Source organism: Pseudomonas reinekei, assembly GCF_001945365.1.
Classification (GTDB): domain Bacteria; phylum Pseudomonadota; class Gammaproteobacteria; order Pseudomonadales; family Pseudomonadaceae; genus Aquipseudomonas; species Aquipseudomonas reinekei.
The window spans coordinates 25,102-38,714 of record NZ_MSTQ01000008.1 but is presented as its reverse complement, the minus strand read 5'-3'; the positions used below and the strand labels follow the sequence as shown (position 1 = coordinate 38,714).

13 protein-coding genes, 2 tRNA genes and 2 pseudogenes are annotated in these 13,613 nt (G+C 58.4%); 12 read left to right on the top strand and 5 right to left on the bottom strand.

Features of this window, described 5'->3' with window-relative positions:
- Positions 1-21 precede the first annotated feature (21 nt).
- The 5 genes and pseudogenes from BVK86_RS14970 (at position 22) to BVK86_RS14950 (ending at position 2,990) form a co-directional block, all read left to right on the top strand.
- Positions 22-97, top strand: a tRNA-Phe gene (locus BVK86_RS14970).
- Between the two features lie 275 nt (positions 98-372).
- A pseudogene (locus tag BVK86_RS14965) lies at positions 373-963 on the top strand (DUF1016 N-terminal domain-containing protein); the annotation flags it as partial.
- Positions 964-1,119: 156 nt separating this feature from the next.
- Positions 1,120-2,094: an alpha/beta hydrolase family protein gene (locus BVK86_RS14960; protein WP_075947163.1), complete on the top strand. Its 975-nt coding sequence runs from the start codon at positions 1,120-1,122 to the stop codon at positions 2,092-2,094.
- Between the two features lie 20 nt (positions 2,095-2,114).
- Positions 2,115-2,531 carry a hypothetical protein gene (locus tag BVK86_RS14955; RefSeq protein ID WP_075947162.1) on the top strand — a complete coding sequence of 139 codons (417 nt, stop codon included), beginning with the start codon at positions 2,115-2,117 and terminating at the stop codon, positions 2,529-2,531.
- 6 nt (positions 2,532-2,537) lie between these two features.
- Complete coding sequence (locus BVK86_RS14950) at positions 2,538-2,990, top strand: hypothetical protein (RefSeq protein WP_075947161.1); 453 nt, start codon at positions 2,538-2,540, stop codon at positions 2,988-2,990.
- A gap of 71 nt (positions 2,991-3,061) precedes the next feature.
- Here BVK86_RS14950 and gabP read toward each other — a convergent pair whose 3' ends face one another.
- Positions 3,062-4,453, bottom strand: a complete 1,392-nt coding sequence (gene gabP / locus BVK86_RS14945; protein ID WP_075947160.1) for a GABA permease — start codon at positions 4,451-4,453, stop codon at positions 3,062-3,064.
- A gap of 550 nt (positions 4,454-5,003) precedes the next feature.
- Here gabP and BVK86_RS14940 point away from each other — a divergent pair.
- The 7 genes and pseudogenes from BVK86_RS14940 (at position 5,004) to BVK86_RS14915 (ending at position 9,806) form a co-directional block, all read left to right on the top strand.
- Positions 5,004-5,777, top strand: a complete 774-nt coding sequence (locus BVK86_RS14940) for an ABC transporter ATP-binding protein (protein ID WP_075947159.1) — start codon at positions 5,004-5,006, stop codon at positions 5,775-5,777.
- Positions 5,778-5,790: 13 nt separating this feature from the next.
- Positions 5,791-6,540, top strand: coding sequence for an ABC transporter substrate-binding protein (locus tag BVK86_RS14935; protein WP_075947158.1), 750 nt, complete (start codon positions 5,791-5,793; stop codon positions 6,538-6,540).
- A 78-nt stretch (positions 6,541-6,618) separates the two neighbouring features.
- Positions 6,619-7,314 (top strand): ABC transporter permease, encoded by a 696-nt coding sequence (locus tag BVK86_RS14930; RefSeq protein WP_007972786.1) that lies wholly within the window; start codon positions 6,619-6,621, stop codon positions 7,312-7,314.
- Entirely contained in the window at positions 7,311-8,000 is a 690-nt protein-coding gene (locus BVK86_RS14925) for an ABC transporter permease (protein ID WP_075947157.1), read from the top strand. Before BVK86_RS14930 ends, BVK86_RS14925 begins: the two co-directional genes overlap by 4 nt.
- Positions 7,981-9,210: a methyltransferase gene (locus BVK86_RS14920; RefSeq protein WP_075947156.1), complete on the top strand. Its 1,230-nt coding sequence runs from the start codon at positions 7,981-7,983 to the stop codon at positions 9,208-9,210. Before BVK86_RS14925 ends, BVK86_RS14920 begins: the two co-directional genes overlap by 20 nt.
- 293 nt (positions 9,211-9,503) lie before the next feature.
- Positions 9,504-9,626 (top strand): annotated as a pseudogene (locus tag BVK86_RS29065) (serine acetyltransferase); the annotation flags it as partial.
- Between the two features lie 104 nt (positions 9,627-9,730).
- Positions 9,731-9,806: transfer RNA gene (locus tag BVK86_RS14915), tRNA-Thr, on the top strand.
- Between the two features lie 273 nt (positions 9,807-10,079).
- On the opposite strand, the gene BVK86_RS14910 is transcribed toward BVK86_RS14915, so the two are convergent.
- The 4 genes from BVK86_RS14910 to BVK86_RS14895 all read right to left on the bottom strand — a co-directional run bounded on the left by BVK86_RS14910 (position 10,080) and on the right by BVK86_RS14895 (position 13,417).
- Positions 10,080-10,790 carry an SDR family NAD(P)-dependent oxidoreductase gene (locus tag BVK86_RS14910; RefSeq protein WP_075947155.1) on the bottom strand — a complete coding sequence of 237 codons (711 nt, stop codon included), beginning with the start codon at positions 10,788-10,790 and terminating at the stop codon, positions 10,080-10,082.
- A 42-nt stretch (positions 10,791-10,832) separates the two neighbouring features.
- On the bottom strand, positions 10,833-11,489 hold the full coding sequence (locus tag BVK86_RS14905) for a DsbA family oxidoreductase (protein WP_075947154.1): 657 nt from the start codon (positions 11,487-11,489) through the stop codon (positions 10,833-10,835).
- Entirely contained in the window at positions 11,486-11,704 is a 219-nt protein-coding gene (locus tag BVK86_RS14900; protein WP_056852134.1) for a tautomerase family protein, read from the bottom strand. Before BVK86_RS14900 ends, BVK86_RS14905 begins: the two co-directional genes overlap by 4 nt.
- 408 nt (positions 11,705-12,112) lie before the next feature.
- The gene (locus BVK86_RS14895; RefSeq protein ID WP_075947153.1) at positions 12,113-13,417 is read right to left on the bottom strand and encodes an OprD family porin; all 1,305 of its coding nucleotides are present in this window, start codon (positions 13,415-13,417) and stop codon (positions 12,113-12,115) included.
- Between the last annotated feature and the right edge of the window lie 196 nt (positions 13,418-13,613).

The following is a 13,613-nucleotide window of genomic DNA, read 5'->3' as shown; positions in this document are numbered from 1 at the left end:
ACCAGTTTAATGCGCCCCGTTGCCCAGATAGCTCAGTCGGTAGAGCAGGGGATTGAAAATCCCCGTGTCGGCGGTTCGATTCCGTCTCTGGGCACCAAATACCGAAAACCCTGAATCGCAAGATTCAGGGTTTTTTTATGCCTGCGATTTGATGAAGCAGGTGACAACCTCGATCAATTGGCAGGTTTTGTATCAGTCTTGGTTTGAGTACGAAACGTACTACGAGAATCACTCCTCGGATCTGACTTGATATACGTCCGGTCCTGCGAGAAAAACCGGTATTTCTTGCCGGTTTCTCAGCGTCGGCCGGCATCGCTGGCCCAGGCCTTTTGCGATTCTCTTCTGCGTGTTCAACGCGACGCGGAAGACTTCATGAGCGCTCTCAAACCCGGCGACACCCCAGACCCACAACTCGCTTCACTACTTGGCAATCTTGGCGCATTGATCCGCCAGGCACGTCAAAAAGTGTTGCGTGCGGTCGACACCATTCAAGTGCAAACCTGCTGGCAGATCGGTCGGCATATTGTCGAGTTCGAGCAGGGAGGGGCTCGGCGGGCGGGTTACGGCAAGCGCTTGCTGGCTACGCTAGCCAAGGTCCTGACTGAAGACTTCGGGAAAGGTTTTGACGAGCGCAATCTGCGCTACATGCGGGATTTTTATCAAACTTTTCCAATTTGGAACGCCGTGCGTTCCGAATTGAGCTGGACCCACTACCGCCGTCTGCTTCGGGTCGACAACGACAGTGCTCGTCTCTGGTACATGAACGAATCAGCCACCCAAAACTGGTCAAGCCGCGCGCTGGAACGCCAGATCAACACGCTCTACTACGAGCGCCTGCTGGCAAGCCGCGATCGCGGCAGCGTCAAGCAGGAGGCCGCTACCAACATTCAGAACATGAAAGCCAGCCCTCGGGATTTCATCCGCGATCCGGTGGTGCTGGAGTTTCTTGGCTTGCCCAACGCGTATTGCCGAGCGAGGAAGAGTTGCGCGCGGAACTGGATCGAGAGCGGGCCGTTCTGGAAGAGCGGCTCGATCAAAAACCGTGATGATATCCGGGTGGATTGTTCATCGACTGCGTGAAGACTATCGTTGGCAACTACCCGCAAAGGTCTGGCGCCGATGAATTGGCAGGAAACACCACCACTTGCTCCCGTTCAAATCGAGCTCCCGTTAACGAGTGATGCGCTTGCCGAGCCCTTCAGGCAACCCGCTGCCGATGGCTTCATCCTTGGTGGATTCGCCTGGCGGCATGCGGCTGCGGACGCCACTCGCCCGGTCGTGATCATCAACGCCGCGACCTCGGTCCGTTGCCGACACTACTCGCGTTTCGCCGATTACCTGTTCGCTCACGGCCTCGATGTCATTACCTATGATTACCGAGGAATCGGCGAATCGCGTCCGGCGTCGATCAAAGGGCTAAACGCCACATGGACCGACTGGGGCGCACTGGATTTCGAGGCGATGCTCAAGCGCGCGCAGCATGAGTTTCCCGGCCAGCCGATTGATGTGGTCGGTCACAGCTTTGGCGGCTGTGCAGCGGGCCTGGGAGCCTCCGGACAACTCATCCGGCGCCTGGTGACGGTCGGCGCCCAATTCGCTTACTGGCGCGACTACGCGCCCGCCCATCGCTGGCGCATGTTTGGCAAGTGGCACGTGGTGATGCCTTTGGTGACAAAGATCTGTGGTTACTTTCCCGGCAAACGCCTTGGCTGGCTGGAAGACACGCCCGCCGGCGTGGTCCGCGACTGGAGCACGCCCACCGCCCGCTACGAAACGCGTCCCAGCGGTCGGAGAATCAACGATCGCCTGCCCTTTGCCACCGTCACCGCAAATACCCTGGCGATCAGCATCAGCGACGATCCCTACGGCACTATTGCGGCCATCGAACGACTGCTCGACTACTTCACCGGCAGCTCTAGGACGCACCTGCGCATCACGCCTGAAGACATCGGCGAAACGGAAGTTGGACATTTCGCCTTTTTTCGCAGCGCATACCAAGCCACACTATGGCCCATTGCATTGTCCTGGTTGCAAAACGGCGAGCTGCCCCCTGACACACCCGGGCGGACAGTACCGCGCAGCCACCCCAATTAACGCATAACGGAACAACATCCATGGCCTCCGCCAACAAGCAGCAAAAACGCGCCTCCCGCGCCAAGGCCAAGGCCAAGCAGAACCGCACCCAACGCGCCGCCGCACCGGTCGAACTCGATCCGAATGATGACCGCATCGACTTCGAGTCGGTCGACCTGACCGACCTGTTCAAGAAAATGATCGACGCCGAGAAAACCAGCCAGCAAGCCATGTGCACGGCTTTCCTCGAGGACCCGTTGCTGGAACTGGTTTACGAACAGGAGGGCGAAGAAGGCGCGATGGATTTCATCCTGGCGGCGCTGATCGAGTATCGCCAATGGTCCACTGAAACCGACGAAGCCGGCGCCTTGGCCTGGATTGAATCAGCGGCCTTCCGGGCCGACTACGTGGCAGCGTCCGACGCTATCGCCGCGCAAACCCAACAGAAACCGAACTGAGCTCCCATGGCCTCCCTGAACAAGCAACAAAAACGCGCCAAGCGCGCAAAAGCCAAAGCTAAACAAATCAATATCCACGGCCGCAAACCCGCCGCACCGGACGATGACCTGGGCGAAATCGGCGAGCCGATTCCGGAATACACCTTGGCGATGTTCAGCAAAATGCGTGATGCGGAAGCCGTCAGCCGCAGCGAGATGCTCTCGGTCTTGCTGACCAACCTCGCGTTCATCATCGTCGACCACCCAGAACTGCTGGACATGGAAAACGCCGACGACGAAGGCATGGCCGCCACCCACCTGGCCGCCGACATGCTCATCGACTACCGCATGTGGGCCGACGGCATGGACCGCGAAACCGCCCAGGCATGGCTGAGCGAGCCGCAGTTCATTGCCGACTTCGGTGCTGCGCTGGATGTCTACCGCGAGTTGCAGGACGCGCCGGTGGAAAAAACCGAGTAAGGGTAACGACTCAAATAAAAACGGCCGCTTGTCATCACTGACAGCGGCCGTTTTACGTCATGCGGTACGCATCAACTTAGTACCACCGCACCGGCTTTCTGCTGCTTGCGACGGCGAGCCACCAGCAAACCGGAAGCGACCACCAGAGCACTGAGCAGGCCGGTCGCGAGGATTTCCACGCGGTGGGCGTCCTGGAACAGCATGATGGTCAGGGCCGCAACGATGAAGACGATCACCGCGTAGGTCAGGCCCGGGAACAGCCACATGCTGAAGACGATCTTCTCGCCGCGAGCCATGCGCTGCTTGCGCATGCGCAGTTGCGAGATCGCGATCACCAGGTACACCAGCAGTGCAATGGCGCCGGAGCTGGCCAGCAGGAATTCGAACACCGCCGCCGGGGCTACATAGTTGGCGAATGTGGCCAGGAATGCCGCACCCGTGGAGAGCATCACCGCCCAGTAAGGCGTGCCACTTTTATTGGTGCGTGTGGAAACGGCTGGCGCATCGCCGCGCTTGCCCAGGGAGAACAACATGCGCGACGACGTGTAGAGCGCCGAGTTCAGGCAGCTGGTCACGGCGACCAGGACCACGATGTCGACGATCATCTTGGCGTTCGGGATGCCCATGCGCTCAAGAACGGTCTGGTAGGAACCGACGCTGGCCAGAATCGGATCGTTCCATGGCACGAGGGCCACAACGATGAAGATCGACACGAGGTAGAACAAGCCGATCCGCCAGATCACCGAATTGGTGGCCTTGGAGATTTGCTTGCCAGGGTCTTTCGATTCCGCGGCCGCGATGGTCACGATTTCGGTACCCATGAAGGAGAACATGGTGGTCAGAATGGCACCCAACACTGCGCCCATGCCGTTTGGCAGGAAGCCCTGGGTGTCGAACAGATGGGAAACGCCGCTGACTTGGCTGCCTGGCAGGAAACCGAAGATCGCCATGACGCCCAGAACAATAAAACCGATAATCGCCAGGACTTTGATCAGGGCGAACCAGAATTCGAATTCACCGTAGTTCTTCACGCTGAACAGGTTAGTCACGGTCAGCAACATTGTGATGACCAGGGCGAAGGCCCAGATATCTACGCCAGGGAACCAGGCATGCAGGATGGTTGCGGCAGCGTTGGCTTCCAACGGGATGACCAGCACCCAGAACCACCAGTACAGCCAGCCGATGGTGAAACCGGCCCAGTGACCGATCGCGCGGTCAGCGTAGGTCGAAAAAGAACCCGTGTCCGGCGAGGCAACAGCCATTTCACCGAGCATGCGCATTACCAGCACCACCAGCATGCCGGCGGCGGCGTAAGCCAGCAGCACGGCCGGGCCTGCAGCAGCGATAGCGTGACCCGAGCCAACGAACAGGCCGGCGCCGATAACACCGGCGATCGACAGCATGGTCACATGACGCGGTTTAAGCCCCTGTTCGAGGCCGTTAGAGCTTTGGGTACTGCTCATTGAAACTACCTTTGTAAGGAAAAGCGAATGCGTGCAACCCGTGAAGCCTCTCTCTTGTAAAAAGAAACAAACAGGGCGTTCCGGAATCTGCACGCAATAAATGCGCCAAAATGTTTCAAAGCCCTTTGTTTCGGGGCCCTGATACTGACCGGACAGTCATCGCAAGTCATTGAGATTAATGGCAATTTGCCAGAACGTTACCCTGCGACCCACTTCCAGAACGATTCAAAGCACCAGAAACACACCTCAAAAATGCTCAGCGCACAATAAAAGTGCGTTTGGCCCGTTAGCGCTTCCCCCCCCCCGCCAAAGCTGGCAACATCGCGCCCTTTTTGCGAAAGCCGCTGTGCTTTTTGCTTGTCATCCAAGTTCAAACGTCTGTTCGGTTGTTGATGGGGCGACAGTCTGCTGTGCCGATGCGACAACCTGCCACACGCCACCCGTTTACTGCCCGTAGTGCTGTTGGCTGCCTTTGAAACGCTATGCTAGCTTGGCCGCCTCGCCAGGAAGGCGACCAACAGCAGGAGCGAATACACAATGAGGAACGCACATGGCTGAGGCCACGCCCGCGCTTGAAATCCGTAACTTGCACAAACGCTACGGCTCGCTGGAGGTGCTCAAGGGCATCTCGCTGACCGCCCGCGACGGCGATGTGATCTCGATCCTGGGTTCTTCCGGCTCCGGCAAGTCCACGTTCCTGCGCTGCATCAACCTGCTGGAAAACCCGCATCAGGGACAAATCCTGGTGGCCGGCGAAGAACTCAAGCTCAAGGCCGCGAAGAACGGCGAACTGGTTGCCGCCGACAGCAAGCAGATCAACCGTATGCGCAGCGAGATTGGTTTTGTGTTTCAAAACTTTAATCTGTGGCCGCACATGAGCGTGCTCGACAACATCATCGAAGCGCCGCGTCGCGTACTCGGCCAGAGCAAGGCCGAAGCTATCGAAGTTGCCGAAGCCCTGCTGGCCAAGGTCGGCATTGCTGACAAGCGCCACGCTTATCCGGCCCAGCTGTCCGGTGGGCAGCAACAACGCGCGGCCATCGCCCGCACCCTGGCCATGCAGCCCAAGGTCATCCTGTTCGACGAGCCGACCTCCGCGCTTGACCCGGAAATGGTCCAGGAAGTACTTAATGTCATCCGCGCACTGGCCGAAGAAGGCCGCACCATGTTGCTCGTGACCCACGAAATGGGCTTCGCCCGTCAGGTCTCCAGCGAAGTGGTGTTCCTCCACCAGGGCCTGGTAGAAGAGCAAGGATCGCCACAGCAGGTGTTTGAAAACCCGCTTTCGGCGCGCTGCAAACAATTCATGTCCAGCAACCGCTAACGGAGCTACCCACATGCAGAACTACAAAAAGATCTTCCTGGCTGCCGCCGTCACCCTGGCGTTCAGCGCCGGTGCCATGGCCGAAACCCTGAAGATGGGCATCGAAGCGGCTTACCCGCCGTTCAACAACAAAGATGCCAGTGGCAATGTCGTCGGCTTCGACAAAGAGATCGGCGACGCCCTGTGCGCCAAGATGAAAGTCGAGTGCACCGTCGTCACCTCTGACTGGGACGGTATCATCCCGGCCCTCAACGCCAAGAAGTTCGACTTCCTGATCTCCTCGATGTCGATCACCGAGGAGCGCAAGCAAGCGGTGGACTTCACCGACCCGTACTACTCAAACAAGCTGCAATTCATCGCGCCAAAAAGCGTCGACTTCAAAACCGACAAGGCTGCGCTGAAGGGCAAAGTGATCGGCGCACAGCGCGCGACCCTGGCCGGCACGTTCCTCGAAGACACTTATGGTGACGACATCACCATCAAACTCTACGACACGCAGGAAAACGCTTACCTCGACCTGACTTCCGGTCGCCTGGACGGCATCCTCGCCGACAAATACGTCAACTACGAGTGGCTGAAAAGCGACGCCGGCAAAACCTATGAGTTCAAGGGTGACCCGGTAGAAGAAAGTGACAAGATCGGTATCGCCGTGCGTAAAAACGATCCAATCCGCGAGAAGCTCAACGCCGCGCTGAAAGAAATCGTTGCTGACGGCACTTACAAGAAGATCAACGACAAGTACTTCCCGTTCAGCATCTATTGATACTGACCTGCCGGACCGGCGCCGCCTTTTGACGGCGTCGGTCCCCGGCATTGCCTGCCGCGATTTGAAAAGAAATCCATGATTATCGACCTCTACGGATTCGGCCCGGCGCTCGCCGCTGGCGCGCTGATGACTGTGAAACTGGCACTCTCGGCCCTGTGCCTGGGGCTGGTGCTCGGTCTGCTCGGCGCCTTGGCCAAGACTTCCCCGTACAAGCCGCTGCAATGGCTTGGCGGCACTTACTCGACCCTGGTTCGCGGTATCCCGGAATTGCTCTGGGTGCTGTTGATCTACTTCGGCACGGTCAATTTGATGCGTGCCCTGGGCGAGTTCTTCGGCAACCCCGACCTTGAACTCAACGCCTTCGCCGCTGGCGTGATCGCGCTGGGCCTGTGCTTCGGCGCCTACGCCACGGAAGTGTTCCGTGGCGCGATCCTCGCCATTCCCAAGGGCCATCGTGAGGCCGGCGTAGCGTTGGGCCTGTCGAAATGGCGGATCTTCACCAAGTTGATCATGCCGCAGATGTGGCGCATCGCCCTGCCCGGCCTGGGCAACCTGTTCATGATCCTGATGAAAGACACCGCGCTGGTATCGGTGATCGGCCTGGAAGAAATCATGCGCCACGCGCAGATCGGCGTGACCGTCTCCAAACAACCGTTCACCTTCTATATGGTCGCCGCCTTCATGTACCTGGGCCTGACGGTTCTGGCGATGACCGGCATGCATTTCCTGGAAAAACGCGCCGCTCGCGGCTTCGCGAGGAGCACTCAATGAACTGGGAAGTCATCATCAAGTGGCTGCCAAAACTGGCCCAGGGCGCAACCCTGACCCTTGAACTGGTGGCCATCGCAGTGATTGCCGGCCTGCTGCTGGCAATCCCGCTGGGCATCGCCCGTTCTTCGCGCTTGTGGTGGGTACGGGCGTTTCCCTACGGCTATATCTTCTTTTTCCGCGGTACACCGTTGCTGGTTCAACTGTTCCTGGTCTACTACGGCCTTGCGCAGTTCGACGCAATCCGCAACAGCGCAATGTGGCCTTACCTGCGCGATCCGTTCTGGTGCGCCACGGCGACCATGACCCTGCACACCGCAGCCTACATCGCCGAGATCCTGCGCGGCGCGATCCAGGCGATTCCACCGGGCGAGATCGAAGCCGCGCGGGCGCTGGGCATGTCCAAGACCAAAGCCCTGATCTACATCATCCTGCCGCGCGCCGCGCGTATCGGCCTGCCGGCCTACAGCAACGAAGTGATCCTGATGCTCAAGGCCAGCGCCCTGGCGAGCACCGTGACCTTGCTGGAACTGACCGGCATGGCTCGCACCATCATTGCCCGGACCTACCTGCCGGTGGAGATCTTCTTCGCCGCCGGCATGTTCTATCTGGTCATGGCTTACGTGCTGGTGCGCGGTTTCAAGTTGCTAGAGCGCTGGCTGCGCGTCGATGCCTGCCAAGGCCGTTGATGCCCATGTACTGACGGGCGAGGCCCTGCTCGCCCGCTTCATGGCGCTGGATTCGTTTCTGACAGAACATCAGGCGCTCTGGAAACCTCGACCGTTCACACATCTTCAGCTCCCTTGGGAAACGTCCCACCCGGAACTGGCCGCCTGGCTACGTGGGCGGTCACTGGAAGATGCGGAACATGCGCACAACCAACCCGCTCTACTGAACGCACCAGAGCCTTTTGCATCATTGGCAAAACTGTCCGTTGCATTGGCTGACGTGGATGAATTGCCCGCCCATGCACTGGCCGCGGCAGGCCATCGACTGAATGTCGACGTGCCGGGCCGCAAGTGGCAACAGATCGAAGCCTTCGCCAGCCGTTTGCAATTTGCCGATGCTCCCGGGCATTGGCTGGATTGGTGCGCGGGCAAAGGGCATCTGGGTCGCCGCTTGTTGCAAACCGGCCAACAGCTGACCTGCGTGGAATATGACCCGGCGCTGGTTGCCAGCGGCCAGGCCCTCAGCCAACGCCATCAATTGCATGCGCTGCATATTGAACAGGATGTGCTCGCTGCCACTGCGGCCTCGTTGCTGACAGCTTCACACACGCCGGTCGCGCTGCACGCCTGCGGCGATCTGCATGTGCAACTCATGCGGCTGGCCAGTGCGGCAGGCTGCAAGCAACTCGCCATCGCTCCTTGCTGCTACAACCGAATCAGTCTGACCCACTACGCGCCAATGTCCGTTGCCGCCCAAGGTTCCGGCCTGCAACTGTCGCTCGATGACCTGGCGCTGCCCATGAGCGAAACCGTCACCGCTGGCGCTCGCGTGCGACGTCAGCGCGACACGTCCATGGCCCGGCGCCTGGGATTCGATCTGCTGCAGCGGGACCTGCGTGGCGTTGACGACTATCTGCCGACTCCGTCGTTGCCCAGCGCCTGGCTGGACAAATCTTTCGCCGATTACTGCCATCATCTAGCCGAACTCAAAGACTTATCCACAATCGCCGCGCAAGACTGGTCGGCACGCGAAGAAGCTGGCTGGCGGCGATTGGCGCAAGTACGCAATCTGGAGCTGGTGCGCGGACTTTTCCGACGTCCATTGGAACTGTGGCTGGTTCTCGATCGCGCGCTCTTCCTGATGGAGCGAGGATATGCCGTTCGCCTCGGAACCTTTTGTGAAAGCCCACTGACCCCGCGCAATTTACTGCTGCTGGCCGAACGCGCCTGACATCCGCCAGCCTGTGGATAACTCTGTTGATGAAATTATCGTGGATCCAATATTTACAGCTGTTTCAGGCGTGAAACCAAACTGTTCAATTTTCGTACAGGCGAATAAAAAACCCGAAAAACAGGGATTTGCGCACAAATGAGAACGAATCCACAAAACCTCAGCAAATCCCGTGCATCTGAAATCCCGTTGTGCATAAGCATTCAATCAAAAGGACATAACCGCCAAAATCGAGGCAGTGTGAGCAGCCTATGCACAGCCCGTCAGCGCTTGAATGGATGACCGAAGCCGGCGGCATCAAGACCTTGGGCCTGGACCGTTATGAGCGGGTGATTGGCGACAATGTCAGCGTCGGCGCCATGTCATTCGTCAACAAAGACATCCCGCCGGGAACGACGTTTTACAACGCGCGATAAGAACCAACGAGCACCAGAATTGCGCACCAGAGGCTCGCGCAAAAATAGTCAGAATTCAGGGGTTTACAGAACCTGCCCAATCGCTATAATCGTCGCCCTGACACGCCGGTATAGCTCAGATGGTAGAGCAACTGACTTGTAATCAGTAGGTCCCGGGTTCGATTCCTGGTGCCGGCACCATACAAGGTTCCAGAGAAGGCTTTCAAAATCTCTGGAACCCCCGAAAAACCCGCCTTCTGGCGGGTTTTTTCGTTTTGGCGTTCCGTCGGATTCCGAGGGTAGCCAGCGCTAATAAGGGTACTTTTAAGGATACCTACCAATTCGACATTGGAAAGTACCCTTATGGCTCGCACAACGGCTCCCCTTACCGACAACGCCTGCCGCACCATACAAAACAAAGCCCCTGCAAAAATGCAGGGGCTTTGTTGTTGCTGCGGTTTGCAAAAGCGGATCTTAGTGACCGGCGCTCTGCCCGCCATCGACGTGCAGGATTTCGCCAGTGACAAACTTGGCGTTGTCCAGGTACACGACGGCTTGCGAGATGTCATCGATTTCGCCCATGTGCCCGACCGGGTGCAGAGCGCCCAGGGCAGCGTGGGTTTCTTCGCTGTGCATCGGGGTTTTGATGATGCCAGGCGATACCGCGTTCACCCGAACTCCACGCTTGGCGTATTCGATGGCCAGGGATTTGGTCGCCGAGTTCAGGCCGCCTTTGGTCAACGATGCCAGGACCGATGGCACACCGTCGATGGCATGGTCCACCAGGCTGGTGGTGATGTTGACGATGTGGCCGCTGCCCTGTTTTTCCATCTCGTTGATGGCCAGTTGGGTGATGTAGAAGAAGCCGTTGAGGTTCACCGACAGCACGTTGGCGTAGTCTTCGGCGGTGTACGCGGTGAATGGCTTGGCGACGAAGATGCCGGCGTTGTTGACCAGGGTATCGACGCGGCCGAAACGGGCGATCGCTTCACGGATCACGCGCTGGGCGGTTTCCGGTTCGCCGATGTCGCCGGCCACGGTGAGAATGTCCGGATCGGTGGAAGGCTTGATCGAACGCGAAGTGGCGACGATTTGGTAACCGAGTGCGCGGAAAGCCTTGACCATGCCATCGCCCAGGCCTTGGGATGCGCCGGTGATTACAACAACTTTTTTCGAATTGCTCATGATAAATACCTCTAACAAAAGTGGGGTTTGAAATTGGGTGAATCAGGCTTCGGCAGGTGCCTGGGCCATTTGTCTCAACATCTGTTCGTAGTACTCGACCGATTGCGAACCAGACACCAGGTGACGACCGTTCAGCACCATGGCCGGGACCGAATTGATGCCGTGCTGTTGATAGAACGTCTCCAGTTCACGCACCTCTTTGGCAAACGCACCTGACGCCAACACCTCGTGCGCACGGGCCTCGTCCAACCCGGCTTCTCCTGCCAGCCGCACCAGCGTCGGCCGATCGCTCGGGTTCTGGCCTTCGCTGAAGTAAGCGCGGAGCAGGATCTTCTTCAGTGCCACCTGACGCCCTTCCTCCTGCGCCCAATACAGCAACCGGTGAGCGTCGAAGGTGTTGTAGAAGTGGGTGCGCTTCTCCAGGTCGAACTTGAAGCCGATGGCATTGCCGCGTTCGATCTGCATCGCTTTGCCATTGGCGACGTCCTGGGCGGTACGTCCGTATTTGCGCATCAAGTGCTCGACCGCTTTCTCGCCTTCGGCCGGCATGTTCGGGTTCAGTTCGAAAGGCTTGTAGGTCAGCTCAACCGATACTTCACCCGCGACGTTCTTGATCGCTTGCTCCAGCGCCGTCGCCCCCAGTGCGCACCATGGGCACACCACGTCGGAGACGAAATCAACGGTGACCGACGGCGTCATGACTGCCCCTCTTCCGCCAGTTGCTTGCGGTATTGAGTGGTGGTGATCCCGGCGTAACCCCAGTTATCGGTGTCGACTTCCTCGATCACGATGTGGGTCAGGTCAGGGCGTTTGTTGAGCACGCGCTCCAGTGTTTCAGTGATCTCGGCAATCACCTGAGCTTTCTGCTCAGTGGTAACGCCATCGCGGGTGATGCGAACGCTTACGAAAGGCATGAGGGAAACTCCAGTGACCTTCCCGTCGGGATGATGGGAGAGGCGTTGGAGCTCAATGTAGGACGTTAGCTGGAGGGGATAAAGGTGGGGATGGGAACATCATTAGTTACATGGAGTAATGCAATGAAGCAAAAGAGGGGGTCGGTAAAAAGCACCTTCATTGATCAAGCGCGCACAAAAAACCCCGAACCCGTCGCAGTGCTGTTCAGTTAAGAGATAGAGCGAGCAATCAGTAACCTGTGGCGAGGGCGCTTGCTCTCGCTGGACTGCGTAGCAGTTCCATTTTTTGGGCCGCTTCGCGCCCCAGCGGGGGCGAGCGCCCTCGCCACAGGTACAGTGTTCGTCCTTAACTGAACAGCATTACGAACCCGTCGGGGTTTTTATCAAGCGTGAACGCTCAACCGATCATCAGAAAATGTTGATCGGGTAATCCACGAACACACGCACTTCGTTACCGCTGACGTTGTACTCGCTCGACTTCTGCGACACGCGCAGGACAGAGCTACGCAGCTTGATGCTCAGGTCTTTGGCCGGGCCGCTTTGGACGACGTATTTGAACTGGTTGAAGATTTCGCGCTCGGTACCGCCTTCGCTTGTGGAGGTGGTGATGTTGTCACCGCGTACGTAGGCGAAGTTGTAGCTCAGGCCTGGAACACCGAAGGTGCTGAAGTCCAGGCCGTAGCCCAGTTGCCAGCTGCGTTCGTCTTCGGCGTTGAAGTCGGACCAGTACGAGTTGGCCAGGTAGATGGTGTTGCCACCGTCACCGACGCGGTGTTGGTCTTTCTGGTAGCCGCCGTAGGCATAGCCCAGGTTGCTGTCGCCGGTGCTGCGCTGGTGCGCGAGCGTGAACGAGTGAGGGCCGGTGGCGAAGGTGGCTGCCAGGCTCCAGATCTTGTTGTCGTCGCCGGTGACGATGCTTTCGCCAGGGATAGTGTTTTCGCGGATGTACGAACTATCCAGCTTGGTACGGTAGCCGTTGAAGTCCAGGGTCAGGGACTGATCTTTGTCGATCGGGAACACGTAGTTCGCGTTCACGTACTGCTTCTTCAGTACGTCTTCGACGTCCGACGCGTACAGGGAAGCCTTGAACTGTTCGGTGAACTGGTAGCTGCCGCCCAACACGTTGATCGACTTCAGACCACCGCTGTCACGGCCTTCCGCGCTTTTACGCGATTCGGCGGTGAAGCGTCCGGCGTTCAGCTCCAGGCCCTTGATCTCCTTGGAGGTGATCAGGGTGCCGGTGTAGCTTTCCGGCAGCAGACGCACGGTGTCGTAGCTCAACACCGGCAGGGCCGGCATCTGGTCACCGTAGGTCAGCGTGGTGCTGGACAGACGGAATTTGACCGCTGCGCCGCCCTTGGACAGGTCGTCCGCTGCATTACCGCTGTCGCCTTGCTTGAAGAAGTCGATACCGCCGGCGCCGCTTTTGCCTTTGCCGCCGTCCAGACGCAGGGCGTACAGACCGAAAGCATCCACACCGACACCGACGGTGCCTTGGGTGAAGCCGGACGAGAACGTACCGATGGCTGATTGGCCCCATTCGGCTTTGTCGTCGTTACCGTTCTTGTAGTCACGGTTCATGTAGGCGTTGCGCAGCAGCACTTTGAGGCTGCTGTCTTCAACAAATCCCTTGGATTCGGCCTGGTCGTTAGCCATGGCCTGTGTAGCGCTCACAATCCCCAGAGCGATCAGGCTGATTCGCATGTTCAACATTTTGTTTTCCTTATTACGGGTTGAAACGCGCTGTGTCGAACGGCTGAAACGGCACTATCGCGCTCTTTTTTCATTCCGCAAGCAAAAACACCCGCACACGACTACTCGTGGCGGGCCTTTTTATTGTTTTAGAGTCATGGCGGTTTGCCACAGGCGTTGGGCCGAATCGTAGCCGCGCACTCGACCATGTGTCAAT

Coding starts and splice junctions, on each gene's coding strand:
- BVK86_RS14960 (WP_075947163.1), top strand. CDS start 1,120: ATGAATTGGCAGGAAACACCACCACTTGCTCCCGTTCAAATCGAGCTC.
- BVK86_RS14940 (WP_075947159.1), top strand. CDS start 5,004: ATGGCTGAGGCCACGCCCGCGCTTGAAATCCGTAACTTGCACAAACGC.
- BVK86_RS14900 (WP_056852134.1), bottom strand. CDS start 11,704: ATGCCTTTCGTAAGCGTTCGCATCACCCGCGATGGCGTTACCACTGAG.
- BVK86_RS14935 (WP_075947158.1), top strand. CDS start 5,791: ATGCAGAACTACAAAAAGATCTTCCTGGCTGCCGCCGTCACCCTGGCG.
- BVK86_RS14895 (WP_075947153.1), bottom strand. CDS start 13,417: ATGTTGAACATGCGAATCAGCCTGATCGCTCTGGGGATTGTGAGCGCT.
- BVK86_RS14910 (WP_075947155.1), bottom strand. CDS start 10,790: ATGAGCAATTCGAAAAAAGTTGTTGTAATCACCGGCGCATCCCAAGGC.
- BVK86_RS14905 (WP_075947154.1), bottom strand. CDS start 11,489: ATGACGCCGTCGGTCACCGTTGATTTCGTCTCCGACGTGGTGTGCCCA.
- BVK86_RS14955 (WP_075947162.1), top strand. CDS start 2,115: ATGGCCTCCGCCAACAAGCAGCAAAAACGCGCCTCCCGCGCCAAGGCC.
- gabP (WP_075947160.1), bottom strand. CDS start 4,453: ATGAGCAGTACCCAAAGCTCTAACGGCCTCGAACAGGGGCTTAAACCG.
- BVK86_RS14925 (WP_075947157.1), top strand. CDS start 7,311: ATGAACTGGGAAGTCATCATCAAGTGGCTGCCAAAACTGGCCCAGGGC.
- BVK86_RS14930 (WP_007972786.1), top strand. CDS start 6,619: ATGATTATCGACCTCTACGGATTCGGCCCGGCGCTCGCCGCTGGCGCG.
- BVK86_RS14920 (WP_075947156.1), top strand. CDS start 7,981: ATGCCTGCCAAGGCCGTTGATGCCCATGTACTGACGGGCGAGGCCCTG.
- BVK86_RS14950 (WP_075947161.1), top strand. CDS start 2,538: ATGGCCTCCCTGAACAAGCAACAAAAACGCGCCAAGCGCGCAAAAGCC.